The following is a 25,866-nucleotide window of genomic DNA, read 5'->3' as shown; positions in this document are numbered from 1 at the left end:
AAAATTGTCCGGGATTTACTTCGGCTTCCCCGCGAGCCAGTCCCGCCCCTCGCGATAGAGCTTCTCGACTTCAGTGCCAATCAAGCCCGGCATGTCGCGCTTGACCTTGTAGCCGATCAGCTCCTGCATGTAGGCGAGGTGGCGGTAGCCTTCGGGCAGTGCGGCGAGCGCTCTTTGGTCGAGTTGAAGCGTTGCGGCGGGATCGACCGGATCGATCCGGTCCTTCTCGTAGATCGGTTGGCGGCGAACGATGCCCCATTGGCCAATACCTGATTGGTCATGCCGCTTCTCCAGGAAATCGTAGAAGCGTCCGGTGCAGACGACGTCGCAGAGCACGTCATGCACCGGGGCACGCTGCGAGATCGTCATCTTGGTTTGCGCGATGGCGCGCGCGCCTGCGAGATCGATGCTGGTGCCGCCGAGGAAATGCAGGATGCGCACGCCCTTGGCAAACCCCTCCTGACTGACCCGCATGAAATCCCGCGCCGGCCCCTGAAACCAGGTGGCGGACATCCAGCCCTCGTCATGCCAGACCGTGGCAAAGCGCTCCCAGTCGCCGGCATCGCGCCACACCGCCCAGTTCTCGACGAGGTCGCGGATGGCGAGGCGGTCGAGCAGTTGCTGGTCCATGATGAAAAATCTCCTGGCGGCTCGAGGTCGCGACTGATGTCATCGACCCGACGTATGAACGAGGCAATTTGGCCGCCGTCAAGCGGGCTTCCCAGCCCTTCGAATTGCCCACAGCCGCGCGAGCGCGATACGGGTAGCGAGCCTTGCAATCAACCTGACCGCGATTAGTATCCGCACCGATGCAGATGAAGTTCCCCTTGTGGCCGCGCTTCTCGGATTGTTGGCGGCGTTCCCCGCACATGCGCAGACTGAACCGCAGAGCTAGACCGTCAAAGCCTGGAAGGCGGGGCTGTCGGCACACATTGCAAGCAACAGGTTCTTTCCAGTTGGAGCACGGGGGCAAACCGGCAAGGCCAGAGTCACATTCGTCATCGACCGGTCGGGCACGTTGATCTCGCGGGCGTTGGCTGAAAGCGCCGGCTCGCGGTCGCTCGACGATGCTGCGCTGGCGATCATCGCCCGCGCCGAACCGTTTCCGGCGCCACCTTCGGAGCTCAAGGAGGACTCGTTCCCTTTCACGGTGCAGATTGTCTTCAGCGACCGTCAATTTCAGGTGCCGCCCTTAGGGGTCGTGCTGAGCAGGCCGGATCCCGCCTCCACGGAGGCCGATCCCATGGCGCCTGGCGCAAGACGGTCACCCAACACGTCTGGCGCCACAGGGCATTTCCTCCGGAGGCGATCGGTCAGAGGGGCGATACCGGCGTCACATTCGTGGTCGATCGTTCAGGCAAATTGATCTCGAACGTGCTGGTAGAAAGCACAGGCTTCGCGCCGCTAGATGCCGCAACGCTCGCCATGGTCGAGCGATCCGTGCCATTCCCGAAACCGCCCGCTGAGGCGAAGGACGACCTGCAGAGAGTGACCGTCCTCATGAGCTTCGACGGGACGCGGCTAAACCCAGGGCCGTCGCCGGAACGAGAAAAATTGCTCAAATCCTGGATCGAGGACCAGGCCAGGCTGAATGCGAAGTCCTCTGGGCCAGACGATACCAAGCTGAATTCCATGCTTCGCAGCATCTGCCGCGGCTGCTGAAGCAGAGCAGAACAACTCTCTGCCACATGCAAAAACGGCGCGCCTTGCGACGCGCCGTCTCCTTAGACCGATAGAGGCTTGCTTACGCCGCCGGCGCCTTCGGCGCGCGGTTGCGCGAGTTGCGCTGGAAGAACAGAGCCTGGCTCGCCACCGCCGACACCATCGCGGGCTGGAACGGCTTCGAGATCAGGAACGCCGGCTCGGGGCGCTCGCCGGTCAGGAAGCGCTCCGGATAGGCGGTGATGAACACCACCGGCACCTCAAAGGTGCGGAGCAGCTCGTTGACGGCGTCCAGGCCCGACGAGCCGTCGGCAAGCTGGATGTCGGCGAGGATCAGGCCCGGCCGTTTGTTCTTGGCCAGCGCCACCGCATCGGCATGGGTGCGCGCGACACCAACGACATTGTGACCGAGATTCTTCACCAGGCTCTCGAGGTCCATGGCGATGAAGGTCTCGTCCTCGATGATCAGCACGTCGGTCGCGATCTCGGCCGCCATCTCGCGTCCCGCGGCATCGGCAAGGCGCCGCGTCTCGGCGACGTCGGTGCCGAGGATATAGCCGACTTCCTCTTCCGAGAATCCTTCAAGCGAGAGCAGCAGGAACGCCTGCCGCGGCAGCGGGGTGATGTTCGACAGCCGCCGCTCCGGCGGCATCGGCAAGGTCGTCACCTCGGCATCGTCGTTGACGGAAACCGAATTCCATATCTGGGTGAACAGCCGGAACAGGCCGGCGCGCGGACCATGGCTCTCGTCGAGCACGGACGGATCTCCGAGCATCGCTTCCAACATGGCTGCGACATAGGCGTCACCGGAGGCCTGGCTGCCCGTCAGGGCGCGCGCGTACCGGCGCAACAACGGCAAGTGTTCAGCAACAAGCTGCGAACGGGACATCCCCACTCCATTCATCTTCGGGCCGACCTTGACGAACCACGCAACAAGCGGGGAGGCCCGGGTTCCCCTGCTGGGCTGTCTACGCCTCACGCCAAGAAAAGTTCCGCTTATCTGGGAACTTTTTGTCGAACCTGGAATTGTGCCTATCCAGGGAACGGCTCCCGGTTGAGAGAACTTCTCGATTTTACAGTTACTTAACTCGGGGAAACGTGGAACAGGTCATGAAAGATCTCAAGTCTCAAGCCAGCAAAAGCACGACCCCCGGCAAGGGAGGCCTCACTCCGGAGATTCAGTCCCGGATCGGCCACCAGCTGCGCGCCATGTACGACGACGTGGTGCGGCAGGGGGTTCCGGACCGGTTCGCGGAACTGATCAAGAAGCTTGATGCGCCGGGAGGCGCACCCCAAGTGGAACCTGACAGGGGCTCCAACGACAACAACAATGGGAGGGATTAATGCCTCTCACGGACTCCCTTCGTGACGACATCCTCGCGGCCGTGCCCAGTCTGCGCGCGTTCGCGATCTCGCTGAGCGGCAATGCGGATCGCGCCGACGATCTGGTGCAGGAAACGCTTCTGCGTGCGCTCGCCAACATCGACTCGTTCCAGCCCGGCTCGAACCTGCCGGCGTGGCTGTTCACGATCCTGCGCAACCTGTTCCGCTCCGACTATCGCAAGCGGCGGCGGGAGGTGGAGGATGCCGAGGGCAACTATGCCAAGACGCTGAAGACGCAGCCGTCGCAGAACGCGCACCTCGAGTTCGAGGAGTTCCGCGGCGCGCTCGAGAAGCTTCCGCAGGACCAGCGCGAGGCCTTGATCCTGGTCGGCGCCTCCGGCTTCTCCTATGAGGACGCAGCTTCGATCTGCGGCTGTGCAGTCGGCACGATCAAGAGCCGCGTCAATCGCGCGCGCTCGAAGCTCGCTGCGCTGCTTTATGTCGATGGCGCCGAGGACTTCGGGCCCGACGAGACGGTGCGCGCCGTGATCGGCGGCAGCGGCGGATAACGGCCGCGTCAACCGGACCGAGACGAATGCGAAGGCGGCCGTTTCTGCGGCCGCCTTTGCGCGTGCGTGAAAACCGGACGGCGCGCGTGAGACGGGATCATTCGTCCGCGAACGTGGCGGTGTCGGCGACGCTCGCGCGCGAGGTCCGGTAGCTGTTGACCTTGTGGGCGTCGTCGGCATAGCCGAACGAGATACCGCAGACGACGCGGCGATCGTCGGGCAGATCGAAGTGGCGGCGGATCAGCCCGGAATGGCGCGCCAGTGCCGCCTGCGGAATGGTGCCGAGCCCGAGCGCCTGGGCGGCCAGCATGAAATTCGAGACATAGGCGCCGCAATCGATTGCGCCGTAGATGCCGAGCGGCTCGTTGGTGTGAATGATGGCGACATGCGGCGCACCGAAGAAATTGTAGTTCTCCAGCGCCTGTTTTGCGTAGGCGCTTCTGTCGCCGCGGGCGATGCCGAGCGTGTTGTAGAGCTGAAATCCGCTCTCGCGGCGGCGCTCGAGATAGACGCCGACATATTCGCGCGGCGGGGTGAAGTCGTAATCGTCGCCGAGGCCGCCTGACGCCTCCTTGTAGATCAGCTGGCGAAAACGCTCCTTGGCCGCGCCACTGGCGATGATGACCTGCCAGGGCTGGCTGTTGCACCAGGACGCGGTGCGTTGCGCGGTGGCCAGCACATGCTCGATGGTCTCGCGGTCGACTTGCTTGGGCAGGAAGGCGCGGACGGAGTAGCGCTCGTTGAGGAGCTCCTCGAGCACGCCGATGCGATCTTGGGCCTGGCTCACTTTTGCATCCATGAATTAGCTCGCGCTTCTCGTAGGGTTGGCAAAGGCGCGATAGCGCCGTGCCCACCAACAGACTTACCCCGGCGCATCTGCATATGGTGGGCACGCTTCGCTTTGCCCACCCTACGAGATCCCGGCTTTACTTTCGTGCCCCGGACGCGACGCAGCACGAAGTGATGCGGCGCAGAGCCGGGGCCCATTGTGGCTTCTGGGTCCCGGCTCTGCGGAGCGGCACTTCGCGCCGCACCGCGTCCGGGACACCGAACCTCTCATCTACCCTTGGTCGGGATCTGGTTATACGGCACGTCCTTGTCGACGCGAATGTCGCCCGGCAATCCCAGCACGCGCTCGGCGATGATGTTGCGCAAGATCTCGTCGGTGCCGCCGGCAATACGCATCGAGGGCGAGGACAGCAGCATCTGCTGGAACTGGCCCTGCACCGTCTCCTCGTCGGTGCCGGTGAGAACACCGGCCGCGCCCTGGAGGTCCATGGCGTAGGTCGCGATGTCCTGCAGCATCATGCCCGAGACGAGCTTGCCGATCGAATTCTCCGGCCCCGGCCGATCGCCCTTCGAAAGCGCCGAGATCGCGCGGTAGCTGGTGTATTTCAGCCCGCTCGACTTCACCGCCCAGCTCGCGAGTTTCGAGCGCACGGCGGGATCGTCGATGGCGAGCCCGTCCTCAAGCATCAGATTGGAGCAGAACTCGAACATTTCAGGGACGCCGGTCGCAAGCCGCGAGCCGATCGACATTCGCTCGTTCATCAGCGTCGTCAGCGACACGCTCCAGCCCTCGCCGACGGCGCCGAGGCGCTGGCTGTCGGGGATCACCACATCGGTGAAATAGACCTCGTTGAACTCCTGCATGCCGTTGGCCTGCTTGATCGGGCGGACCTCGACGCCCGGGCTCTTCATGTCCAGGAAGAACATGGTGAGGCCCTTGTGCTTGGGCACGTTCGGATCAGTGCGCGCGATCAAAAGACCGAAGTCGGAATAATGCGCGCCCGACGTCCAGATCTTCTGGCCGTTGACGACCCAATTGTCGCCCTTCTTCTCCGCGCGCGTGCGCAAACCGGCGACGTCGGAGCCGGCGGACGGCTCGGAGAACAGCTGGCACCAGATCTCCTCGCCGGAGGCGAGCTTCGGCAGATGGCGGCGCTTGGCGGCCTCGCTGCCAAAAGCCATCACGGTCGGGCCGCACATGCCCTCGCCGATCTGGAACGGCTGCGTCAGCTTGCCGTAGACGCCTTCTTCCTGCTGCCAGATCACCTTCTCGATCGGCGTGGCGTCGCGGCCGCCATATTCCTTCGGCCAGTGCAGGCAGGCCCAATTGCCCTCGAACTTCTTCTTCTGCCAGGCCTTGCCGACATCGACGATGTCATGATTGGCCAGCCGGATGCGGCCGAGCGAGGATTTTGACAGCTCGGCATGCAACTCCCTGGGCGCATTGGCCTCGACCCATTTGCGCGCGGTCTCGCGGAAAGCGGCTTCCTGCGGGGTGTCGTCGAAATTCATCTTCGAGCTCTCCTCTCTCGTGCCCCGGACGCTGCGCAGCGCGGAGCGGTGCGCTGCAGAGCCGGGGCCCATTGTGGCCTTCTGGGTCCCGACTCTGCGAAGCAGCGCTACGCGCTGCATCGCGTCCGGGACACGGACTCATCTTCCCTTCGTCGGGATCTTGTTGAACGGCACGTCCTTGTCGACACGGATATCGCCGGGCAGGCCCAGCACCCGCTCGGCGATGATGTTGCGCATGATCTCGTCGGTGCCGCCTTCGACGCGGGTGCCCGGCGCGCGCAGCAGCATTGCCTGGAAACGGCCGGCGAGCTCGCCATCCTCGCCGCTGACGACGCCGCTCGCGCCCTGCAGGTCCAGTGCGTAGGTCGCGACGTCCTGGATCATGGAGCCCGCCACCAGCTTGCCGATGGAATTCTCCGGACCCGGGCGCTCGCCCTTCGACAGCGCCGAGATCGCACGCATGCTGGTGTACTTCAGCCCGCTCGCCTTCGCCGCCCAGTTCGCAAGCTTCGCGCGCACCGCGCGATCCTCGATCGCCGGGCCGTCATCGAGCATCAGGCTGGAGCAATATTCGAACAGCTCCGGGAAACCGGTCGAGACGGCCGCGCCGATCGCGCTGCGCTCGTTCATCAGCGTGGTCAGCGAGACGTTCCAGCCGTCGCCGACCTCGCCGAGACGCTGGTGATCGGGAATGCGGACATTGGTGAAATAGACCTCGTTGAAGTCGGAGGCGCCGCTCGCCTGCTTGATCGGCCGCACCTCGACGCCCGGGCTCTTCATGTCCAGGAAGAACATGGTGAGACCCTTGTGCTTGGGCACGGTCGGATCGGTGCGCGTGAGCAGGATGCCGTAGTCGGAATAATGCGCCCCCGACGTCCAGATCTTCTGGCCGTTGATGACCCAGTCGTCGCCATCCTTTTCCGCGCGGGTCCGCAGACCAGCGACGTCCGAGCCGCCGGCCGGTTCGGAGAACAGCTGGCACCAGACCTTCTCGCCGGAAGCGAGCGGCGGGAGGTAGGTGCGCTTATGCTCCTCGCGGGCGAACGCCATCATGGTCGGCCCGCACATGCCGTGGCCGATGATGAACATGCGGGACAGCTGGCCGAATGGCCCCTCTTCCTGCTGCCAGATCACGCGCTCGATCGGCGACGAGCCGCGACCGCCATACTCCTTCGGCCAGTGCAGGCAGGCCCAGCCGGCATCGGCCTTCTTCTTCTGCCAAGCCTTCGCGACCTCGAGAATGTTGGCGTTCTTGAGCTGGGTGCGGCCGAGCGAGGATTTGCGCAGCTCCTCCTCGTACTGCCTGGGCGCGTTCGCGCCGATCCAGGCGCGGGCGATGGCGCGGAATTCGGCTTCCTGCGGGGTGTCGTCGAAGTTCATATTCGCGTCCTTCGCTTACGCCGCGTTCTTCTTGCGCATGCGGTCGATCAGCTGGTCTTCCCAATAGGAAAGGCTGCCGAGGCCCAGCGCCATGGCGTTGGCGCGGCGGTAGTACATGTGGCAGTCGAACTCCCAGGTGAAGCCCATGCCGCCATGAACCTGGATGTTGTTCTTGGCGCAGTGCTGGAACGCCTGCGTCGCGCTGATGCGCGCGGCGGCTGCGGCTTCCGGCAGCTCGGCCGCGTTGGTCGAGAGCGCCCAAGCACCGTAATAGCTGTTGGAGCGCGCCAGCGTCGCCGACACATACATGTCCGCGAGCATGTGCTTGACCGCCTGGAACGAGCCGATCTGGCGGCCGAAGGCGATGCGGTCGAGCGCGTAGTCGCGGCCCATCTCCAACGCGCGGTCGGAGCCACCGACCTGCTCGAATGCGCACAGCACCGCGGCGCGGTCGAGCACCTGGGTCAAAATGCTCCAGCCTTCACCCGCAGCTCCCAGCGGCTCGGCCTTGCAATCGCTAAACGTGATTTCGGCCTGCCCGCGGGTCGGATCGAGATTGGTGAGGCTTTTCACCTCGACGCCACCGGCCTTGAGGTCGACCAGGAACAGCGAGATGTCGCCGTCGCGCCCGCTCGATCCCGTGCGCGCGGCGACGACAGCGAAGTCGGCGATCGCACCATCGGCGACCGGCTTCTTGACGCCGTTGAGCACGCCATTCGCAGCGGTGAGCTTGACGTTCTTCGGCGACGGATTGCCCTTGCCCTCGAACAGCGCCAGCGTGCCGATCGCCTCGCCCGACGCAATCGCCGGCAGCCATTTCTTCTTCTGTGCGTCACTGCCCGCGATCAGCAGCGCTTCGGCGGCAAGATACACTGTCGAGGAGAACGGCACCGGCGCATTCGCCCGGCCCATCTCCTCCGCGATCACGCAAAGCTCGAGATGCCCCGCGCCCGCACCGCCAAATTCCTCGGGGATTGCGACGCCGAGAAAGCCCATCTCGGCAAGGCCCTTCCAGAGCTCCCTGTCGTAAGGCGCCTTGCCGTCGAGCACGACACGCACCGCCTTGGGCGAGCACTTCTCGGCCAGGAATTTGCGCGCCTGGTCGCGGAGCTGTTTCTGGTCGTCGGAGAAATCGAAGTTCATGGCGGGCTACCCTTGTTTATTCATTGTCATTTATTTGCGCCGTCATTCCGCGGCGCGCGGAGCGCGAGCCCGGAATGACGAGTTGAGAGAGTTGCGCATTCATCGCAGCACGATCACGTCCTGATCCGGCTTGTCGGCATAAAGCCGCTCCACCAGCGCCGCGCGGCGTTCCAGGCCGGCGCGCTGGTTGATGTAGCCCTTGTCGGTGAGCTCGTTGCCGTCGATGGAGGGCGGCTCGGCCATCAGCATTGCGCGCGCGATAGCGCGGCTGCTGGCGCCGCCACATTCCGTGTTGTGTGCTTCGAGGCCGCGTCTAAAGCAGGCGATCACCTCGGGATGTTTTACAGCATCCTCGAAGCTCAAATCGGCATTGCCGACGAGCTGACGACAGGCGTGCAGGTTCGGCCATGCCAGAAGACCGATCGAGCATTGATCCTGCCCGGCAACCAACGCGTCATGCACGACAGGCGTCGCCGCGGCAATCGCGTCGGTGCGAAGCGATCCGACATGGACGAAGGTGCCAGTGGTAAGCTTGAAGTCTTCGACGACACGGCCAGCAAAGATGATGCCCTTCACCGGATCGGCATCGTCAACAAAAATGCCGGCATCGCCGATGCAGTAAAAGCCTTCTTCGTCGAACATCTTCTTCGTCAGGTCCGGCTGGCCGAAATAGCCGGGCGTGACGTTGACGCCGCGCAGGCGCAGCTCGTATTTCGAGCCGCACGGCACCATCTTCAATTCGACGCCGGGGAACGGCAGGCCGATCAGGCCGACGCGCTCGGTGTCCCAATAGGTGCCGGTCGAGGTCGGCGCGGTCTCGGTCGAGCCCCAGCCGGTGTAGAACACGATGCGCTCGCCGGTCGTCTTCACGGCGAGGGCCTGCATGCGCTCATAGAGATCGTCGGGCAGGCGCGCGCCGCCATAGGCCATGATCGACAGGTTCTTGAAGAACGAACGGCACAGCGCATCGTCCTTCTCCATGGCGGCGGCGAGCGCGGCGTAGCCGGCCGGCACGTTGGCGTAATAGGTCGGCGAGATCTCGCGCAGATTGCGCAGCGTCTCCTCGAACTGGCCCGGCATCGGCCGACCGTCGTCGATATAGAGCGTGCCACCGTCGACCAGCACCGGATGAAACGCCGCGTTGCCGCCCATGGTGTGGTTCCATGGCATCCAGTCCAGCATGGTCGAGATCGGACCGCCGGGATCGCGCGGCCGCACCTGCATCATCATCGCCGCATTGGCGCACATCATCTCTTGCGTGTTGATGACCGCCTTGGGCATGCCGGTCGAGCCGGAAGTGAACAACAGCTTGCCCACGGTGTGCGGCGTGATCTTCGCGATCGAAGCTTCGACATCAGCGGTGACCGTGGTGGCTGCGAGCTCGGCGAAGCTGACGCTCTTGATGCCGTCGCAGGGACGCGCGACGTGAACGACGGTGACGCCGGTGAGGTCGAGTGCGTTCAGCGCCTTCTCGAAGGTCGGGCCGTCCTGCACCATCACGACGGCCGGCTTGATCAGGTCGAACAGATATTTCAGCTTGACGTGATCATGGCTCATCAAGGAGTAGGCCGGCGACACCGGAGCCGCCGGCGAGCGCGCCTGCATCGCGGCCTGCGTCATCAACGCGTGCTCGATCGAATTGCCGGAGAGGATGGTCACCGGGCGTCCGTCGAGCCTGAGATTGAGCAGGGCCTGCGTCAGCGCATCCACGGTGCGCTTGGCCTCGCCATAGGAGACCTTGCGCCAATCGCGGTTCGGGCCGCCGCGCTGCGCGAGCCAGATGCGCTCAGGCGCGTCTTTGGCCCATTTCGCCAGCGAGGCCGGAAGATGCGTCTCGTAGGCTTGCAGCGGAATGCGCGACTTCAGCACCACGGTGCCGTCGTCGCGGCGCTCGACGTCGATGTCGCGCGCGAGCCACTCGACCTTGCGAAAGGCGGGCTTCGTCATCACGGCCGCCGCACTTCCACTCATTTTGCGTCTCCCGGAATTATCGTCCTTTGCGGATCGTTCTCGTTTCAGCGCCCGATATAGACAGGCTTTCGCTTCTCAAGGAAGGCCCTGACGCCTTCCGAAAATTCCTCGGAGCGGCTGCACAGGACCTGGTTGCGGTCCTCCATCGCGATCACGGCTTCCAGCGATCCCGCATCGACGCTCATGTTGAGACATTCTTTTGACAGGCGCAGCCCCACGGGCGAGGCCGTCATCATCGCATCGACGTAAGGTTCAGCGGCTTCGTCGAGCTTGTCTTCGTCGACGACTTCCGAGACGAGCCCGACCGCGAGCGCGCGCTCGGCGCCGATGAAACGTCCGGTCAGGATCAGCTCGGATGCGACTGAAACGCCGACGAGCCGCGGCAGAAAGTAGCTGGTGCCGATATCGCAGCCGCCAAGACCGAGCTTGATGAAGGCACAGTTCATGCGCGCCGACTTGGTCGCGATGCGGATGTCGGAGGCAAGCGCCAGCGCGAACCCGCCGCCGGCTGCCGCGCCCTGCACCAGCGAGATGATCGGCTGCGGACAACGCCGCATCAGCATCACGATGTCGGCGATGCGGCGCTGCGAGTCGAACGTCTCGGTGACGCCGGGCGGCTCCTGCTGCCCGGCGCGGCGGGCCATCGCGGCCTTGAGATCGAGGCCCGCGCAAAAATTCTTGCCGGCGCCGCGCAGCACGACGACGCGCGTGTCGCGGTTGCGCTGGAGGCCCTGGAAATAGACGTTGAGCGCATCGATCAGCGCTTGATCGAGCGCGTTGAGGTTTTCAGGGCGGTTAAGCGTCACCGTATCGACGCCGTCGTTGTGCTCGATCAGCAGCGGTTGGGACATGGGGCGCTCCTGCTTGCCGCCGATCGCGGTGCCGATTGCTGCGCCCTCTCCCCTTGTGGGAGAGGGCATGTATGTCGCTAGCCAAGAATTCGCTTGGGTGAGGGGTCTGTCTCCGCGGATGCATACCCCTCATCCGGCGCTTCGCGCCACCTTCTCCCACAGAGGGAGAAGGAAGAAGAGCGCTACCGCGGCGCCATGCGGATGGCGCCGTCGAGACGGATGGTCTCGCCGTTGAGCATCGCGTTCTCGACGATGTGCACCGCGAGCGCGCCGTATTCCTTGGCATCGCCAAGGCGCGAGGGATGCGGCACCTGGGCGCCCAGGCTCTTGCGTGCCTCCTCGTTCAGGCCCATCAGCAACGGCGTGAAGAACAGGCCGGGCGCAATGGTGTTGACGCGGATCTTCTGGCTGGCGAGGTCGCGCGCGGCCGGCAGCGTCAGGCCGACGACGCCGCCCTTCGAGGCCGAATAGGCGATCTGGCCGATCTGGCCTTCGTAGGCGGCGACCGAAGCCGTGTTGATGATGACGCCGCGCTCTTCGCCGACCGGCTCGATCGTGACGAGGCGCTCGGCGAACAGACGCAGGCAGTTGAAGGTGCCGATCAGATTGACGTTGATGATGCGCGCGAACTTTTCGAGCGGATAGATGCCGTCGCGGCCGACGATGCGCTGCGAGCCGCCGATGCCGGCGCAGTTCATCAGCACGCGCGCGACGCCGTGCGCGGCTTCCGCCTTCGCGATCGCCGCCTTGATCTGCTCTTCGCTGGTGACGTCGGCATGGAGGGCTACGCCCTTCACTTCGGCAGCGACCTTCTCGGCGTTGTCCTTGTTCTGATCGATCACACCAATCTTGGCGCCCTTGGCGGCCATGGCGCGCGCGGTCGCTTCACCAAGACCCGAACCACCACCGGTGATGAGAACGGCTACGTCTTTCAATTCCATGACAGCTACCTTTCCTTGGGCGTTTCTTCTCTAGACTTGAGAGTGATGGCCGGATTATCCGGCCGCGACAGCTTCCCCGGCTTGCGTGAGGATGCCGCCGCAGATCAGCGTTTCCATGTGCTTGATGTATTGCCGGCAAACGTCATCGGTGACCGGACCGACGCCGGTCGCGCGAGACATCGCATGCCGGCCAAAGAACAGGTGATCGCAGGCGCCGATCAGGCTGGTGTAGAACAGCACCGGATCGGTGGCGCGGAACTCGCCGCGGCTGACGCCTTCAGTGAGCAGGCGCCGGTGGAAATCCAGCAGCGGCGCCACGAAGAACTTTGAGACTTCGTCGGCAGAGCCGGCATTGGTCTCATGCAGCAGATAGTGAATCAGCCGGTTCATGTAGGGGAACCGGTAATAGGCGCGAATGATGCCGGCGATATGCAGCTTCAGCTTCGCCGTCGATGTGATCGGTTGCGCCAGCAGATATTCGAGATTTGACATCTCGGTCGCGGCATCGCGCGCGAGCAGCGCCAGCAAGAGGCCGTCCTTGTTGCCGAAATGATATTTGACCAGCGCGGCATTGGCGCCCGACTTCTGGGCGATGTCGGAGAGCGAGATCTCGATCGACGAGCGTTCGATCATCAGCTCGCTCGCGGCCACGAGCAATTTCTCTGCCGTGGAATTCTTTCCGCTCGGGAGCCTGTTCGGTACGCTGGTAGTCACGGAGTTCCCTGTTTTCGCCGCTTGAAGCGGCCGCAGATAAGCCGAAGCAGCGCCTCATCACAAGAGTTAATTGATCGATTGACTAAACGATATCGCGCCCATTAAATCCGCGCCGACAATCCAACTCGATAGAGAACAATCCAGGGAGAGACCGACATGGCCGAGGCTTACATCGTCGCCGCTGCGCGTACCGCGGGCGGGCGCAAGGGGGGCCGCCTCGCCGGCTGGCATCCGGCCGATCTCGCCGCAAAGGTGCTGGACGAGCTGGTCGATCGCACCAAGATCGATCCAGCCCTGGTCGAGGACGTGATCATGGGCTGCGTGATGCAGGTCGGTGAGCAGTCCAACAACGTCGCGCGCAACGCGATCATGGCCTCGAAACTGCCGGAGAGCGTGCCGGGCACCTCGATCGACCGTCAGTGCGGCTCCTCGCAGCAGGCGCTGCACTTCGCCGCGCAAGCCGTGATGTCCGGCACGATGGATGTGGTGATCGCCGCCGGCGTGGAATCGATGACGCGCGTGCCGATGGGCCTGTCCTCGCAGCTCCCGGCCAAGAACGGCTTTGGCAATTACAAGAGCCCGGGCATCGAGCACAAATATCCGAACATCGTGTTCAGCCAGTTCACCGGCGCCGAGATGATGGCGGAGAAGTACGGCCTGTCGAAGGATGATCTCGACGAATATTCCTTCAATAGCCATCAGCGCGCGATCGCGGCGACGCAAGCCGGCCACTTCAAGAAGGAGATCGTGCCGCTCGAGATCACCCGCGCCGACGGCAGCAAGGACACCCATCACATCGACGAGGGCATCCGCTTCGACGCCACGCTCGAAGGCATCAAGGGCGTCAAGCTGATCGCCGAGAACGGCAAGCTCACCGCGGCCAGCGCCAGCCAGATCTGCGACGGCGCCTCCGGCGTCATGGTGGTGAACGAGCGCGGCCTCAGGCAGCTCGGTCTCACGCCGCTCGCGCGCATCCATCACATGACCATGACCGGCGGCGATCCCGTCATCATGCTCGATGCTCCGCTGCACGCCACCAAGCGCGCGCTGGAGAAGGCCGGCATGAAGGTCGACGATATCGACCTGTTCGAGGTCAACGAGGCCTTCGCCTCGGTGCCGACCGGCTGGCTGAAGACCACCGGCGCCGATCCGTCCCGCCTGAACGTCAATGGCGGCGCCATCGCCCTCGGCCATCCGCTCGGCGGCTCTGGCACCAAGCTGATGACGACGCTGGTCCACGCCCTGCACCAGCGCGGCAAGCGCTACGGCCTACAGACCATGTGCGAAGGCGGCGGCATGGCGAATGTGACGATCGTGGAGCGGCTGTAAGGCCTCTCTCGTGTCCCGGACGCGCTGCAGCGTGAAACGCTGCGGCGCAGAGCCGGGACCCAGTCGGCGCCATGGACCCCGGATCAGCAGCGCATCACTGCGTGCTGCGCTGCGTCCGGGGAACGTCACAGCTAGCCGTAGAGGCAGAGACATGACTCACCCCTCCATCCACGCCCGCACGAATCCCGACAAGATCGCCTACCAGATGGCCGGGACGGGCAAGGCGATCACCTATCGCGAGCTCGACGAGCTCTCGAACCAGGGCGCAAACCTGTTCCGCTCGCTCGGCCTGAAGGCCGGCGACCACATCGCGCTCTTGATGGAGAACCGTCTCGCCTTCATGGAGCTCTGCTGGGCCGCGCAACGGAGCGGGCTCTATTACACCGCGATCAGCCGCTATCTGAAGCAGGACGAGATCGACTACATCATCGACGATTGCGGCGCCAAGGTCGTGATCACCACGCCGAAATGCGCCGACCAGATCAAGGCCCTGATCAAGGGCGCGCCCGGTGAGCCGATCTTCTACATGGTCGACGAGCCGCTCCCCGGCTTCCGATCCTACGACAAGGAAGCCGCAGTGCAGCCAACGACGCCGGTCGCGGATGAGGTTGCCGGCTACGACATGCTGTATTCGTCGGGCACCACCGGCCGGCCCAAGGGCATCAAGAAGGCGTTCGAGGGCAACAAGATCGACGTGCCGAACGCGTTCCTGCGCGTGCTCTGCGCCGACATGTGCGGTATGAACGCCGAGAGCACCTATCTCTCGCCGGCGCCGCTCTATCACGCAGCTCCCTTGCGCTTCAACATGATGGCGATCGTGCTGGGCGGCACCTCCATCATCATGGAGCATTTCGACGCCGAGGATTTTCTCAAGCTCGTCGAGAAATACAAAGTCACGCAGTCACAGCTGGTGCCGACCATGTTCGTGCGCATGCTGAAGCTGCCGGACGAGGTCCGCGCCAAGTACAACGTCTCGACGCTGAAAGGCGCGATCCACGCTGCTGCGCCATGTCCCGTCGACGTGAAAGCAAAAATGATCGAGTGGTGGGGGCCGATCCTGATCGAGTACTACGCGGGCTCGGAAGGCAACGGCGTCACCGTCTGCAACTCGCAGCAATGGCTGGAGCATCGCGGCAGCGTCGGCCGCGCTGTGGTCGGCAAGATCAAGATCCTGGACGAGAACGACGAGGAGCAGCCGACGGGCGAGATCGGCACGGTCTATTTCGCCGATGCGCCGGCTTTCACCTATCACAACGATCCCGAGAAAACGAAGAAGGCCTACAACGCCAAGGGATGGTCGACGCTCGGCGACGTCGGCTATCTCGACAAGGACGGCTTCCTGTTCCTCACCGACCGCAAGTCCTACATGATCATCTCCGGCGGGGTGAACATCTACCCGCAGGAGACCGAGGACGTTCTCATCACTCACCCTGATATCGCCGACGTCGCCGTGTTCGGCGTGCCGAACGAGGAGATGGGCGAAGAGGTGAAGGCGGTGGTGCAGCCGCACGACATGAGCAGCGCCGGCAAGGCGCTGGAAGCCGACCTGATCGCCTACTGCAAGACACGTCTCTCGGCGATCAAATGCCCGCGCTCGATCGATTTCGAAGCCGAGCTGCCGCGCACGCCGACGGGCAAGCTGGTGAAGCGGCATCTGCGCGACCGGTACTGGCCGAAGACGGCGGCGAAGATTTAGTGCGAGCGGCCGCTCCGAACACCGTCATGCCCGGGCTTGTCCCGGGCATCCACGTTCTTTGTACAGCGAAGGAAGACGTGGATGGCCGGGTCAAGCCCGGCCATGACGCCGAGCAAGCTCCCGAGCCTCAATCAAACAAACTCGGCGTGTGGTTCACCAGCGCGCCTTCGATCTCGAGCATCTTCAGCTTCGTCACCACGCCGCCATTCGCCGAGAAGCCGCCGGGCTTGTTGCCTGCTGCGAGCACGCGATGGCAGGGTACGACGATCGGGCACGGATTGCGGCCGAGCGCCTGGCCGACATCGCGCGACAGCTGGACGCCGCCAAGCTGCTTGGCGATGTCGCCATAGGTGATGGTCTTGCCGGGCGGGATGGCGCGGGCGATCTCGTAGACGCCGCGGTTGAAGTCGGGCACGCCGTCGAGATCGAGCGGGATGTCGGTGAGATCATCCGGCTCGCCTGCGAGCAGTTTTGTGATGCGGTCGATGGCCTCTCGCACCTCGGCGGTCGGCTCGGCCTCGGTGGCGTCAGGGTGGCGCTGGCTGATGCGGGTGCGGATCTTGTCCTCGCCGCCCATCGGGAGCTGCGTGCCGTTGATACCACGCGGGCCCCAGGCGATGGCACAGAGGCCGATCCTGGTGTCGAACAGGGCAAAATGCTGGTCGGTCATGGCTTGGTTCCCGAGCTTGCGTCCTCGTCGCATGCCCCCATTGTGATCCGTGCCTATATCTAGGCTTGGAAATAGTTGCGATCCACCCGGTTTCCGGGAATCTTGCACAGGAGTTCCTGCCCCCTTTCCCGCGAGCCCCGAATGCAAAGCCTCCACGTCAACGGATACGACATGCCCTATCTCGACGTGGGCGAAGACAGGAGCCGGCCGCCGCTGGTCTGCGTGCATGGCTCGCTCAATGACTTTCGCGTCTGGGGCTGCGTGCTCGGACCGCTGACGCAGCGGCATCGGGTGATCGCCGTCAGCTTGCGGCATTTCTTCCCCGACCGCTGGGATGGCGTCGGCGACACCTATTCGATCGCCCAGCATGTCCAGGACGTCATCGCCTTCATCGAGAAGCTCGACCTCGGCCCGGTCGACCTGATGGGCCATTCCCGCGGCGGACACATCTGCTTTCGCGTGGCGCAGGCGCGCCCTGACCTGTTGCGGCGGCTGATCCTGGCCGAACCCGGCGGCGAGCTCGATGCGAGCCTCGATCCCGATTATGTCGGTGGCCCCTCGCCGCTGTTAGCGCGGTTCACGGCCTCGGCCGAGAAGATCGCGGCCGGCGATGTCGACGGCGGCCTCGCCGTCTTCGTCGACACGCTGGAGGGCGCCGGCACCTGGCCGCGGCTGCCGGCGATGGTGAAGCAGAATCTGCGCGACAACGCCTATACCCTGATCGGGCAGGTCCGCGACAACCGCCCGCCGTTCTCGAAGGCGGATGCGGAATCGATCAGGATGCCGACGCTGTTCATCCTGGGCGCGCGGACCAAAGGTCTGCTGCCAAAGGTGCTGCATGCGCTCGCCGCGCACGTGCCCTATTCGAAGACGGCGATCATCCCGAACGCGACGCATCCGATGTTCGAGCAGGCGCCGCAAAAGTACTCCGAAATTGTCCTGGATTTCCTGGCGAGCTGATCATGCAGAGCTTTCGCGTCAACGGTTACGACATGGCCTATCTCGAAGTCGGGGACGGCCCGCCGCTGGTCTGCGTGCATGGCACGTTGGGTGATTTCCGCACCTGGTATTCGGCGCTCGGCCCGCTGTCGAAGGCGCATCGCGTCATCTCGGTCAGCCTGCGGCACTTCTTCCCCGAGCATTGGGACGCCGTCGGCGACGATTACAAGATGGCGCAGCACGTCGCGGACACGATCGCCTTCATCGAGCAGGTCAGACCCGGCCCGGTCGACCTGATGGGCCATTCGCGCGGCGGCCACATCGCGTTTCGCGTGGCGCAGGCGCGGCCTGACCTGCTGCGAAAGCTGGTGCTGGCCGAGCCGGGCGGCGATCTCGATGCCAGCCTGCCGGTGCCCGAAGGCACGCCCGCGCATCCGCCACTCGCTGCGAAGACGATACGCTCGGTCGAGATGATCCGCGCCGGCGATCTCGACGGCGCGCTGCAGAATTTCTACGAGGGTATCGAAGGCGACGGCTCATGGCGGCGCGTGCCGGCGGCGGCGAAGCAACAGCTGCGCGACAACACGCTCACCTTCCTCGGCCAGATCAACGAGCAGCGCCGGCCCTACACGCTCGCTGATGCGCAGGCGATCAGGACGCCGACGCTGCTGATCGGCGGCGGTGCGACCACCGGCAGCCTGTCGGTGATGTGGCGCGTGCTGGCCGAGCACATCGCGGGCAGCAAGACGGCGGTGATCGAGAATGCCGGCCACTGGATGTTCGAGCAGGCGCCGCTTGAGTTCGGCGAGGTGGTGAACAGGTTTCTGGCGGAGTAGATCCTTTCCTTCCTTCTCCCCTCTTGTCCGCCGAAGCCTTCAGGCGAAGGCGGATGTGGGAGAAGGATCACATCCGCAAATGGGGCTGCGGAGAAATACCCCTCACCCAAGTGAGTTCGTGTCTGCCAGCGGTGCTGCCCTCTCCCGCAAGGGGAGAGGGCACAGAAACTCACACCTTCCACACACCCACCGGCATCTTGATCGTCGCGTTCAACCGGTTCCAGACGTTGATGGTTGCGATCGAGAGGATCAGGGTTGCGAGCTCGCGCTCGTCAAAATGCTTGGCGGCCTCGTTCCAGATCGCATCCGGCACCGGGTCCTCGCGATCGGCAAGGCGCGTGACGGCTTCGGTCAGCGCCAGCGCGGCGCGTTCGGCGTCGCTGAAATAGGGCGCATCGCGCCAGGCGGAGACGGCGAACAGGCGCTCGTCGGTCTCACCCAGCTTGCGGGCGATCTTCGGATGCATGTCGACACAGACGCTGCAGCCGTTGATCTGGCTGGCGCGCAGGTGCACCAGTTCCAGGAGCTTTTCCGGCAGCCCCTGCTTGGTCAAATTGCCGAGGGATTGAAGGTGGTTCATGGCTTCGGGCAGGACCATGACCGGGTGATTCATGCGCGCGTGCATCATCTTGCGTCTCCGTTTGAGAATTTCGAAGGTTCCGGTCACATCGGCCGGATTGGCTTCGTCATGGGGATGACGGATTGCGATGAGGGAATGTGACCGATGACCCCGAAAAACTTCGAAGAAAATTTTCTCAGCCGCCAGTTCGAGGCCAGCAGGGACCATTTGCGCGCGGTCGCCTACCGGATGCTGGGTTCCAGCGCCGAGGTCGACGATGCCGTGCAGGAGGCCTGGCTACGGGTCAGCCGTTACGACACGTCCGATGTCGCGAACCTTCGCGGCTGGCTGACCACAGTGGTCGCGCGCATCTGCCTCGACATGCTGCGCGCGCGCAAATCGCGCCGCGAGGACCCGATGGGCCCGCATGTGCCCGAGCCGGTCGACGAGACGCGGGAGCGCGAGGCGGAGATGGCTGATTCCGTCGGCGCGGCCCTCCTCGTCGTGCTTGAGACATTGCAGCCGGCAGAGCGGCTCGCCTTCGTGCTGCACGACATGTTCGCAGTCCCGTTCGAGGAGATCGCGCCGATCGTCGGACGCTCGGTCGACGCCTCGCGGCAGCTGGCCAGCCGCGCGCGACGGCGCGTCCAGGGTGCGCCGGTGCCCGAGGCGGACATCTCGCACCAGCGCGCGATCGTCGATGCCTTCCTCAAGGCATCGCGCGAGGGGAGTTTCGAGGGGCTGCTTGCCGTGCTCGATCCCGACGTCGTCTTCCGCGCCGACGACGCCGCGGTGCGGCTCGGCACGCTGCCGGAGATCCGCGGCGCGGATGCGGTCGCGCAGCTCTACAAGGGCCGTGCCCAGGCTGCGCGGACGGCGCTGGTCGATGGCGAGATCGGCGTCGCCGTCATTCTCGGCGGACATCTGCGCATCGCACTGCGTGTCAGCTTCAACGGCGAGCGCATCTCCTGGATCGAAGCGCTGGCCGATGCGGAGCGGATCGCGGCGCTGGATGTGGAGGTGCTAGAGACCTAGCCGAGCGTGGCGTCCGGACGATCCGGATGCTACGCTGTCGTCCAATCGCGCGATACCGCTGCTCAAGACGCGAAAGGATGCCTCATGAAGACCCGCCTCACTCCCCTGCTCGCTTTGTCCCTGCTCGGCCTCGCCGCCGGCAGCACCATCGCGCCTGCGGCGGCCGACGAAAAGCTGAAAGCCGCGGCCGAGCAGGAGAAGGCGCCGCTGATCGAGACCCTGCACGACATGGTGATGATCGAGAGCGGCAGCAGCGATGCCGAGGGCCTGAAGAAGATGGCCGAATTCACCGAAGCGCGCCTGAAGGCGCTGGGCGCCACCATCGAGCGGCGCAAGACCACCGCGGGTACGGGCGCCGACATGGTGATCGCCACCTTCCAGGGCACCGGGTCGCGAAAGCTGATGCTGATCGCGCATATGGACACGGTCTATCACCGCGGCATTCTCGCAAGCGAGCCGTACCGTGTCGACGGCAACCGCATCTACGGCCCCGGCATCGCCGACGACAAGGGCGGCATCGCCGTGATCCTGCATGCGCTCAAGATCCTGAAGGACGCCGGCTGGCAGGACTACGCCAGGCTCACCGTGTCCTTCAATCCGGATGAAGAGGTCGGCTCGATCGGGTCGGGCGAGATCATCGCCGAGCTCGCCGACCAGCACGACGTCGTGCTCTCCTGCGAACCGACGGTGGCCGCGCCGATCGCCAAGAATGACGGGCTGCTGCTGGGCGCGAGCGGCACTGCGACGGCGAAGATGGAGGTGAAGGGCCGCGCCTCGCATGCCGGCGCCGCACCCGATCTCGGCCGCAACGCGCTGATCGAGCTCGCGCACCAATTGCAGCAGACAAAGGACGTCGCCAAGTCGATCCCGGGCACGCAGCTCAACTGGACCACGGCGCAGGCGGGCACGGTGCGCAACCAGATTCCGGAAAAGGCCGAGGCCGGCGCCGACATCCGCCTGACCATCCCCGATGGCATCGCCAAATTGCAGGCGGCACTCGACGCGAAGGTGAAGGACAAGTTCGTGCCCGACACCGAAACCACGGTGACGATCATTGCGGGCCGCCCGCCCTTCGTCGCCAGCGATCGCGGCCGCGCGCTCGCGCGGGAGGGGCAGGCGATCTATGCCGAGATCGACCGCAAGCTTGACATCGCCGAGATGACCGGCGGCGCCACCGATGCCGGCTATGCCAACCGCAGCGGCAAGGCGGTCGTGGTCGAGAGCTTTGGCCTCGCCGGCTTCGGCTATCACGCGCGGGACGAATTCATCGACACCAACTCGATCGTGCCGCGGCTCTATCTGATGAGCCGGATACTGATCGAGCAGGGCAAGAAGTAATAGGCGCCGGGGCCGGCCAAGCCATTTTTGACGAAAATAACCCCATGCACAGTAAACGCCCCTAGCGATATCAATGGCTTAGCGAGGCCAAAAACAGCGGCTTGAGGTCCGCCTTGACGTCCTCCCCCTCCCGCAGTACCTTCGAATACGGAATTCCGTATTCCCTTTTATGTCTCGGAGCTGCCGGCGTGATCCCTCTCGACCCGCTCCCGAACCTGATCGACCAGGTCTATGCGCGGATCCTGGAGGCGATCTCCGACCGCACGCTTCAGCCCGGCCAGCGCATCCGGCAGAACGAACTCGCCGACAAGCTCGGCGTGTCGCGCCAGCCGGTATCGCATGCGCTGCATCTGCTGCACCGGCAGGGTCTCGTCGCCGAGAGCGGCCGGCGCGGCTTTGAAGTCACCCAGCTCGACCCCTCGCGCATCCGCCAGCTCTACGAGGTGCGCGGCGCCATCGACGCGCTGGCCGCCCGGCTCGCCGCTCAGCGCGCCGCAAGCGACGCGGCGGGACGCGCGCGGCTGGACGCGGCCCTCGCCGCCGGACGCCGCATCGACCGCAAGACGTCGCTCGCCGAGCTGATCGTGCTCGACGTCGATTTTCACCGCGCGATCTATCAGCTCGCGGGCAATCCCGTGATCGAGGAGACGATCGCGCCGCAATGGCCGCATATGCGCCGCTCGATGGCGACGGTGCTCTCCGAGCTCGATTATCGCGGCAGCGCGTGGGCCGAGCATGCGACGATTGCCGGACACATTCTCGCAGGCGATGCGAAAGCTGCCGAGCGCGCAGCGCTGGCGCATGCGCAGACGGCGGGACGGATGACCGAGGAGAGATTGAAGGCGACGAACGAGGCGGCGGCGTAGCCATTTGCGCGCCCGCCGTCATGCCCGGGCTTGTCCCGGGCATCCACGTTCTTCTCGCGAACGCGGAGCAAAGACGTGGATGGCCGGGTCAAGCCCGGCCATGACGAGAGAAAACAATAAATCAAAACAAGGAGGACGACCCATGAAACTGTCTCAGGAGCAATTGGAGTTCTTCCATCGCGAGGGCTGGCTGTTCCTCCCCGAGTTGTTCAGCCAGGAGGAAGTCGACTTCCTCGCGCGCGAGGCTGTCGGCATCTATGACGCCAATCGGCCCGAGGTCTGGCGCGAGAAGAGCGGCGCGCCGCGCACGGCCTTTGCCGCGCATCTCTACAACGAGGCATTCCGCATCCTGGGCGCGCATCCGCGCATGATCGACCCGGTCGAGCAACTGTTCGGCGAGCCGGTCTACATGCATCAGTTCAAGATCAACGCGAAATCGGCCTTCACCGGCGACGTCTGGCAATGGCACCAGGATTACGGCACCTGGAAGCGCGACGACGGCATGCCGGAGCCGCGCGCGATGAACATCGCGATCTTCCTCGACGAGGTCCTGCCGATCAACGGCCCCCTGATGCTGGTGCCGCGCAGCCAGAACGCAGGCGACCTCCAGGCCTCCCACGACCTTTCGACGACGTCCTATCCGCTGTGGACGCTGGACGAAGAGACCGTGACGCGGCTGGTCAAGCAGGGCGGCATCGTCGCGCCCACAGGCCAGCCCGGCGGCATGCTGATGTTCCACGGCAATCTCGTGCACGGCTCGGGCGGCAACATCACGCCCTACCCGCGCAAGATCGTGTACCTGACGCTGAACGCGGTCTCGAACTACATCCGCACACCGACGCGGCCGGAATACATCGCGCATCGCGATTTTGCGCCGATCAAGACGGTGGACGATGATGCCTTGGTGCGGCTGGCACGGGCACCGCGGCAGGCGGCGGAGTAGTCTTTACTCGCGCAACTAACTCAGGCGTCATGCCCGGGCTTGTCCCGGGCATCCACGTCTGGCCACGATCGCCGACAGTAAGACGTGGATGGCCGGGTCAAGCCCGGCCATGACGAATTGGATAGAGACACGCGTCTCGCAAATTTCTGTACACCGGAAACACCCCCCATGAACCTCTTCCGCCTCCTCCAGGCCCGCGCGTCCGCCGGCAAGCCTGTCCGTGTCGCGCTGATCGGTGCCGGCAAGTTCGGCTCGATGTTTCTGGCGCAGGTGCCGCACACGCCGGGGCTGGAGGTGCCCATCATCGTCGACATCGACCGCGACCGTGCGCGCGAAGCCTGCCGCACCGTGGGCTGGGATGCCGAGCGGATCGCGGCCACCGTGTTTACCGACGACGGCGCACGCGCCATTGCGGGTGGCGCGATGGATGTCGTCGTTGAAGCGACCGGCAATCCCGCCGTCGGCATCAGGCACGCACGCGCGGCGATCGTGGCGGGCAAGCATATCGTGATGGTCAATGTCGAGGCCGACGTGCTGGCGGGCCCGCTGCTCGCCGAGGAAGCGCGCAAGGCCGGCGTCGTCTATTCGCTCGCCTATGGCGACCAGCCGGCCCTGACGGCCGAGATGGTCGACTGGGCACGCGCCACTGGTTTTCGCGTGGTCGCAGCCGGCAAAGGGACAAAATATCTGCCGGCCTATCACGACGTGACGCCTGACGGTGTCTGGCAGCACTATGGTCTCACCGCGGGCGAGGCACAGTCGGCCGGCATGAATCCGCAGATGTTCAACTCCTTCCTCGACGGCACCAAATCGGCGATCGAGATGGCCGCGATCGCCAATGCCTGCGGGCTCGACGTGCCCGCGAGCGGCTTGCTGTTTCCGCCCTGTGGCGTCGACGATTTGCCGCATGTCATGCGCCCCAACGACAAGGGCGGCGTGCTGGAGCGGTCGGGCGTGGTGGAGGTGGTGTCGTCACTCGAGCGCGATGGCCGGCCGGTGTTTCGCGATCTGCGCTGGGGCGTCTATGTCGTGCTGGAGGCGCCGAACGATTATGCCGCCGATTGCTTCAGGCAATACGGCCTGAAGACCGACGGCAGCGGACGCTTCGCGGCGATGTACAAGCCGTACCATCTGATCGGGCTCGAGCTGAACATCTCGATCCTTTCGGCGGCGCTGCGGGGCGAGCCGACTGGCCAGCCCTATGGCTTCCGCGGCGACGTCGCCGCCGTGGCCAAGCGGAACTTGCGCGCCGGCGAGATGCTGGACGGCGAAGGCGGCTACACCGTGTGGGGCAAGCTGGTGCCTGCGGCCGCGAGTCTCAAGGCCGGCGCGTTGCCGATCGGGCTCGCGCATCGCCTGAAGCTGAAGCACGACGTCGCCCATGGCGAAATCGTGCGCTGGAGCGATGTCGAATTCGACGCCAACAACGAGACGATCAAGACGCGGAAGGTAATGGAGACGGCATTCGCGAAATAGCGGCTAGAACTGCCCCGGTTGAGCGGGTGGACTGGGCCAATCCGATCGCAAATTGTTCGGATTATTCCTTGCGAACAAGTCCTGCCTTATAACGTCGCTCGGACCCGCATCAATTGATGGTGGCATTCCGCGAACATCACGGGTTGGCGCGCCCATGACGCCGGTCCGAACGACACAATTGGCGGGATAGCCAACGTGTCGGCAGTAAGTTGCAGCACTCGCGCCTGCATTGCTTCCAACTGAGAAGCCAATAATTAGCGACGCTGACAAGGCAATTGATCGCTTCATTCTTGCATCCTGTAGCTGATCCACGGGAGAGAATTATAGATGAAGTGTAGCTATGCCAAAGCGGTGAATGTTGAACCATGAGTTCGGCTTCGCGATCAAAAGCCGGCATCGGCCGCAGCCCGCGCTATGTCCAACCGTGTGCGGACTCATGATTGCAGCAGGTTGCGTCCTATTCGACCGCGATGGCGTTGGCTTCGGCCTCCTCGAAATTCCTGCGCTGGTCATAGCGATTGATAGCCTCGAGAAGCCAATGGTCAGGCCGAGCAGTGTCAGGATGGTCGCGCAGGATGACACCGCGATGCTCGTTCTGTTCGTGCTCGCCCAACGAGTCACGTCGATTTGATGTTTTGCGCGCAAAAAAACCGGGTACTGACACACGTGGCATTTTGCACCACGGTCCAACCGTAAGGAGCAATCCATGATAAATCTGAAGATTCTTGGTGCGGTCGTTGTTGTGGCATCTGCCCTGTCCAGCTCTGCTTCACAGGCGCAGTGGTACAACTCCAATCCGGACGCATGCCAAGCTGAATTCGCCAGCTGCACGGGTCTTGGAACGGGGACCACCCCCGACTATCGAGTTCGGCCATCAACTCGGCGAACGGCATATCGCCAGCCGGCAGCGGCGGCCGCTACTGTCGGCAGCTGGGGCAATTCCTACGCCATGTCGCCCGGCATGTCGTACGGCATGTCGTACGGCGAGATGGGCTGGAACGGCAGCTGGAGTACGTATGCTGCCCGCAACGGCATCGTCTGCCGGCCCGGCACCTATTTCAAGGGTAGCGACGGCCTCCAGCATCTCTGCCAGTAGGTCATCTGCTCTGACGTTAAACAGCTCAGGCGGCTCCAAAGGGGCCGCCTCTTTCGTGCCGGCTTGTGGCTCTCGCCGAGAATTAGCATCCAGGTCACGCGGTGGGCGCACGACTGGGAGAGCTGGCCCCGCAAATTCGGACAGTAGCTTGAGTGGATTTTCTGCCTGACAGCGGCGAGGATTCTTGCTGCGAATCAGGAGCGAAGATGACGAAGAAGAGCCGCCGGA

At 64.3% G+C, this 25,866-nt stretch carries 27 protein-coding genes; 15 read left to right on the top strand and 12 right to left on the bottom strand.

The genetic code is table 11. The annotated features are described in order from the left end of the window. Positions 1–15: 15 nt before the first annotated feature. Positions 16–630: a nuclear transport factor 2 family protein gene (locus QJT78_RS34950; protein ID WP_028148139.1), complete on the bottom strand. Its 615-nt coding sequence runs from the start codon at positions 628–630 to the stop codon at positions 16–18. A gap of 289 nt (positions 631–919) precedes the next feature. On the opposite strand from QJT78_RS34950, the gene QJT78_RS34945 reads away from it, so the two are divergent. Both QJT78_RS34945 and QJT78_RS34940 read left to right on the top strand, forming a co-directional pair. Next, the gene (locus QJT78_RS34945) at positions 920–1,366 is read left to right on the top strand and encodes an energy transducer TonB (RefSeq protein ID WP_249169795.1); all 447 of its coding nucleotides are present in this window, start codon (positions 920–922) and stop codon (positions 1,364–1,366) included. Next, entirely contained in the window at positions 1,309–1,662 is a 354-nt protein-coding gene (locus tag QJT78_RS34940; protein WP_240537540.1) for an energy transducer TonB, read from the top strand. The genes QJT78_RS34945 and QJT78_RS34940 overlap by 58 nt, the downstream gene beginning before the upstream one ends. A gap of 82 nt (positions 1,663–1,744) precedes the next feature. Here the strand turns inward: QJT78_RS34940 and QJT78_RS34935 are convergent, their stop codons facing one another. Further along, entirely contained in the window at positions 1,745–2,551 is an 807-nt protein-coding gene (locus tag QJT78_RS34935; protein WP_014491706.1) for a response regulator, read from the bottom strand. Positions 2,552–2,772: 221 nt separating this feature from the next. On the opposite strand from QJT78_RS34935, the gene QJT78_RS34930 reads away from it, so the two are divergent. Both QJT78_RS34930 and QJT78_RS34925 read left to right on the top strand, forming a co-directional pair. Further along, a complete protein-coding gene (locus tag QJT78_RS34930) occupies positions 2,773–3,006 on the top strand; it encodes a NepR family anti-sigma factor (protein WP_028148140.1) in 234 nt (77 codons plus the stop codon). Next, complete coding sequence (locus QJT78_RS34925; RefSeq protein WP_014491704.1) at positions 3,006–3,554, top strand: sigma-70 family RNA polymerase sigma factor; 549 nt, start codon at positions 3,006–3,008, stop codon at positions 3,552–3,554. The genes QJT78_RS34930 and QJT78_RS34925 overlap by 1 nt, the downstream gene beginning before the upstream one ends. 97 nt (positions 3,555–3,651) lie before the next feature. On the opposite strand, the gene QJT78_RS34920 is transcribed toward QJT78_RS34925, so the two are convergent. The 8 genes from QJT78_RS34920 to QJT78_RS34885 all read right to left on the bottom strand — a co-directional run bounded on the left by QJT78_RS34920 (position 3,652) and on the right by QJT78_RS34885 (position 12,774). Next, on the bottom strand, positions 3,652–4,353 hold the full coding sequence (locus tag QJT78_RS34920; protein ID WP_028148141.1) for a nitroreductase: 702 nt from the start codon (positions 4,351–4,353) through the stop codon (positions 3,652–3,654). Between the two features lie 257 nt (positions 4,354–4,610). Continuing rightward, on the bottom strand, positions 4,611–5,855 hold the full coding sequence (locus QJT78_RS34915; protein WP_028148142.1) for an acyl-CoA dehydrogenase: 1,245 nt from the start codon (positions 5,853–5,855) through the stop codon (positions 4,611–4,613). A 138-nt stretch (positions 5,856–5,993) separates the two neighbouring features. After that, the gene (locus QJT78_RS34910; protein WP_028148143.1) at positions 5,994–7,235 is read right to left on the bottom strand and encodes an acyl-CoA dehydrogenase; all 1,242 of its coding nucleotides are present in this window, start codon (positions 7,233–7,235) and stop codon (positions 5,994–5,996) included. Between the two features lie 15 nt (positions 7,236–7,250). Beyond that, positions 7,251–8,378 carry an acyl-CoA dehydrogenase family protein gene (locus tag QJT78_RS34905; protein ID WP_028148144.1) on the bottom strand — a complete coding sequence of 376 codons (1,128 nt, stop codon included), beginning with the start codon at positions 8,376–8,378 and terminating at the stop codon, positions 7,251–7,253. A gap of 99 nt (positions 8,379–8,477) precedes the next feature. Beyond that, positions 8,478–10,349, bottom strand: a complete 1,872-nt coding sequence (locus tag QJT78_RS34900; protein ID WP_028148145.1) for an AMP-binding protein — start codon at positions 10,347–10,349, stop codon at positions 8,478–8,480. A 44-nt stretch (positions 10,350–10,393) separates the two neighbouring features. Continuing rightward, entirely contained in the window at positions 10,394–11,200 is an 807-nt protein-coding gene (locus tag QJT78_RS34895; protein ID WP_028148146.1) for an enoyl-CoA hydratase/isomerase family protein, read from the bottom strand. A 182-nt stretch (positions 11,201–11,382) separates the two neighbouring features. Continuing rightward, the gene (locus tag QJT78_RS34890) at positions 11,383–12,141 is read right to left on the bottom strand and encodes an SDR family NAD(P)-dependent oxidoreductase (protein ID WP_028148147.1); all 759 of its coding nucleotides are present in this window, start codon (positions 12,139–12,141) and stop codon (positions 11,383–11,385) included. Between the two features lie 54 nt (positions 12,142–12,195). Next, positions 12,196–12,774, bottom strand: coding sequence for a TetR family transcriptional regulator (locus QJT78_RS34885; RefSeq protein ID WP_240537539.1), 579 nt, complete (start codon positions 12,772–12,774; stop codon positions 12,196–12,198). A 237-nt stretch (positions 12,775–13,011) separates the two neighbouring features. Here QJT78_RS34885 and QJT78_RS34880 point away from each other — a divergent pair, with 237 nt between their 5' ends. Together QJT78_RS34880 and QJT78_RS34875 are read left to right on the top strand one after the other, a co-directional pair. Then, positions 13,012–14,184: an acetyl-CoA C-acetyltransferase gene (locus tag QJT78_RS34880; RefSeq protein ID WP_028148149.1), complete on the top strand. Its 1,173-nt coding sequence runs from the start codon at positions 13,012–13,014 to the stop codon at positions 14,182–14,184. Between the two features lie 151 nt (positions 14,185–14,335). Further along, positions 14,336–15,880, top strand: coding sequence for an acyl-CoA synthetase (locus QJT78_RS34875; protein ID WP_038942635.1), 1,545 nt, complete (start codon positions 14,336–14,338; stop codon positions 15,878–15,880). Positions 15,881–16,007: 127 nt separating this feature from the next. Here the strand turns inward: QJT78_RS34875 and QJT78_RS34870 are convergent, their stop codons facing one another. Beyond that, the gene (locus QJT78_RS34870) at positions 16,008–16,550 is read right to left on the bottom strand and encodes a methylated-DNA--[protein]-cysteine S-methyltransferase (protein ID WP_028148151.1); all 543 of its coding nucleotides are present in this window, start codon (positions 16,548–16,550) and stop codon (positions 16,008–16,010) included. Between the two features lie 141 nt (positions 16,551–16,691). Here QJT78_RS34870 and QJT78_RS34865 point away from each other — a divergent pair, with 141 nt between their 5' ends. Beyond that, positions 16,692–17,510, top strand: a complete 819-nt coding sequence (locus tag QJT78_RS34865) for an alpha/beta hydrolase (protein ID WP_028148152.1) — start codon at positions 16,692–16,694, stop codon at positions 17,508–17,510. A gap of 2 nt (positions 17,511–17,512) precedes the next feature. Further along, complete coding sequence (locus QJT78_RS34860) at positions 17,513–18,325, top strand: alpha/beta hydrolase (protein ID WP_028148153.1); 813 nt, start codon at positions 17,513–17,515, stop codon at positions 18,323–18,325. 169 nt (positions 18,326–18,494) lie between these two features. On the opposite strand, the gene QJT78_RS34855 is transcribed toward QJT78_RS34860, so the two are convergent. Beyond that, entirely contained in the window at positions 18,495–18,950 is a 456-nt protein-coding gene (locus QJT78_RS34855; RefSeq protein WP_028148154.1) for a carboxymuconolactone decarboxylase family protein, read from the bottom strand. Positions 18,951–19,049: 99 nt separating this feature from the next. Between QJT78_RS34855 and QJT78_RS34850 the strand changes: the two genes are divergently transcribed. The 7 genes from QJT78_RS34850 to QJT78_RS34820 all read left to right on the top strand — a co-directional run bounded on the left by QJT78_RS34850 (position 19,050) and on the right by QJT78_RS34820 (position 25,638). Next, positions 19,050–19,919 carry a sigma-70 family RNA polymerase sigma factor gene (locus tag QJT78_RS34850; RefSeq protein ID WP_038942633.1) on the top strand — a complete coding sequence of 290 codons (870 nt, stop codon included), beginning with the start codon at positions 19,050–19,052 and terminating at the stop codon, positions 19,917–19,919. Positions 19,920–20,003: 84 nt separating this feature from the next. Continuing rightward, the gene (locus QJT78_RS34845) at positions 20,004–21,257 is read left to right on the top strand and encodes a M20/M25/M40 family metallo-hydrolase (protein ID WP_028148156.1); all 1,254 of its coding nucleotides are present in this window, start codon (positions 20,004–20,006) and stop codon (positions 21,255–21,257) included. 188 nt (positions 21,258–21,445) lie between these two features. After that, complete coding sequence (locus tag QJT78_RS34840) at positions 21,446–22,123, top strand: GntR family transcriptional regulator (protein WP_028148157.1); 678 nt, start codon at positions 21,446–21,448, stop codon at positions 22,121–22,123. A 142-nt stretch (positions 22,124–22,265) separates the two neighbouring features. Next, positions 22,266–23,066 (top strand): phytanoyl-CoA dioxygenase family protein, encoded by an 801-nt coding sequence (locus QJT78_RS34835; RefSeq protein WP_038942631.1) that lies wholly within the window; start codon positions 22,266–22,268, stop codon positions 23,064–23,066. A 168-nt stretch (positions 23,067–23,234) separates the two neighbouring features. Continuing rightward, positions 23,235–24,542, top strand: coding sequence for a Gfo/Idh/MocA family oxidoreductase (locus QJT78_RS34830; protein ID WP_028148159.1), 1,308 nt, complete (start codon positions 23,235–23,237; stop codon positions 24,540–24,542). A 355-nt stretch (positions 24,543–24,897) separates the two neighbouring features. Continuing rightward, entirely contained in the window at positions 24,898–25,173 is a 276-nt protein-coding gene (locus tag QJT78_RS34825) for a hypothetical protein (RefSeq protein WP_028148160.1), read from the top strand. 75 nt (positions 25,174–25,248) lie between these two features. Next, on the top strand, positions 25,249–25,638 hold the full coding sequence (locus tag QJT78_RS34820) for a hypothetical protein (protein WP_028148161.1): 390 nt from the start codon (positions 25,249–25,251) through the stop codon (positions 25,636–25,638). Positions 25,639–25,866 lie beyond the last annotated feature (228 nt).

Origin of the sequence: Bradyrhizobium sp. Mp27 (genome assembly GCF_029953005.1) — a bacterium.
Classification (GTDB): Bacteria; Pseudomonadota; Alphaproteobacteria; order Rhizobiales; family Xanthobacteraceae; genus Bradyrhizobium; species Bradyrhizobium barranii.
The sequence above is the reverse complement of the archived record's forward strand: the minus strand, read 5'-3'. Positions and strand labels throughout refer to the sequence as shown.

Excerpts from the sequence above, each read along its gene's own strand:
- QJT78_RS34875 (WP_038942635.1), top strand. The coding sequence starts at position 14,336 with ATGACTCACCCCTCCATCCACGCCCGCACGAATCCCGACAAGATCGCC.
- QJT78_RS34850 (WP_038942633.1), top strand. The coding sequence starts at position 19,050 with ATGACCCCGAAAAACTTCGAAGAAAATTTTCTCAGCCGCCAGTTCGAG.
- QJT78_RS34880 (WP_028148149.1), top strand. The coding sequence starts at position 13,012 with ATGGCCGAGGCTTACATCGTCGCCGCTGCGCGTACCGCGGGCGGGCGC.
- QJT78_RS34855 (WP_028148154.1), bottom strand. The coding sequence starts at position 18,950 with ATGCACGCGCGCATGAATCACCCGGTCATGGTCCTGCCCGAAGCCATG.
- QJT78_RS34895 (WP_028148146.1), bottom strand. The coding sequence starts at position 11,200 with ATGTCCCAACCGCTGCTGATCGAGCACAACGACGGCGTCGATACGGTG.
- QJT78_RS34915 (WP_028148142.1), bottom strand. The coding sequence starts at position 5,855 with ATGAATTTCGACGACACCCCGCAGGAAGCCGCTTTCCGCGAGACCGCG.
- QJT78_RS34860 (WP_028148153.1), top strand. The coding sequence starts at position 17,513 with ATGCAGAGCTTTCGCGTCAACGGTTACGACATGGCCTATCTCGAAGTC.
- QJT78_RS34845 (WP_028148156.1), top strand. The coding sequence starts at position 20,004 with ATGAAGACCCGCCTCACTCCCCTGCTCGCTTTGTCCCTGCTCGGCCTC.
- QJT78_RS34885 (WP_240537539.1), bottom strand. The coding sequence starts at position 12,774 with ATGATCGAACGCTCGTCGATCGAGATCTCGCTCTCCGACATCGCCCAG.
- QJT78_RS34890 (WP_028148147.1), bottom strand. The coding sequence starts at position 12,141 with ATGGAATTGAAAGACGTAGCCGTTCTCATCACCGGTGGTGGTTCGGGT.
- QJT78_RS34920 (WP_028148141.1), bottom strand. The coding sequence starts at position 4,353 with ATGGATGCAAAAGTGAGCCAGGCCCAAGATCGCATCGGCGTGCTCGAG.
- QJT78_RS34950 (WP_028148139.1), bottom strand. The coding sequence starts at position 630 with ATGGACCAGCAACTGCTCGACCGCCTCGCCATCCGCGACCTCGTCGAG.
- QJT78_RS34935 (WP_014491706.1), bottom strand. The coding sequence starts at position 2,551 with ATGTCCCGTTCGCAGCTTGTTGCTGAACACTTGCCGTTGTTGCGCCGG.
- QJT78_RS34905 (WP_028148144.1), bottom strand. The coding sequence starts at position 8,378 with ATGAACTTCGATTTCTCCGACGACCAGAAACAGCTCCGCGACCAGGCG.
- QJT78_RS34825 (WP_028148160.1), top strand. The coding sequence starts at position 24,898 with ATGTTGAACCATGAGTTCGGCTTCGCGATCAAAAGCCGGCATCGGCCG.
- QJT78_RS34925 (WP_014491704.1), top strand. The coding sequence starts at position 3,006 with ATGCCTCTCACGGACTCCCTTCGTGACGACATCCTCGCGGCCGTGCCC.
- QJT78_RS34865 (WP_028148152.1), top strand. The coding sequence starts at position 16,692 with ATGCAAAGCCTCCACGTCAACGGATACGACATGCCCTATCTCGACGTG.
- QJT78_RS34870 (WP_028148151.1), bottom strand. The coding sequence starts at position 16,550 with ATGACCGACCAGCATTTTGCCCTGTTCGACACCAGGATCGGCCTCTGT.
- QJT78_RS34830 (WP_028148159.1), top strand. The coding sequence starts at position 23,235 with ATGAACCTCTTCCGCCTCCTCCAGGCCCGCGCGTCCGCCGGCAAGCCT.
- QJT78_RS34930 (WP_028148140.1), top strand. The coding sequence starts at position 2,773 with ATGAAAGATCTCAAGTCTCAAGCCAGCAAAAGCACGACCCCCGGCAAG.
- QJT78_RS34900 (WP_028148145.1), bottom strand. The coding sequence starts at position 10,349 with ATGAGTGGAAGTGCGGCGGCCGTGATGACGAAGCCCGCCTTTCGCAAG.
- QJT78_RS34910 (WP_028148143.1), bottom strand. The coding sequence starts at position 7,235 with ATGAACTTCGACGACACCCCGCAGGAAGCCGAATTCCGCGCCATCGCC.
- QJT78_RS34820 (WP_028148161.1), top strand. The coding sequence starts at position 25,249 with ATGATAAATCTGAAGATTCTTGGTGCGGTCGTTGTTGTGGCATCTGCC.
- QJT78_RS34835 (WP_038942631.1), top strand. The coding sequence starts at position 22,266 with ATGAAACTGTCTCAGGAGCAATTGGAGTTCTTCCATCGCGAGGGCTGG.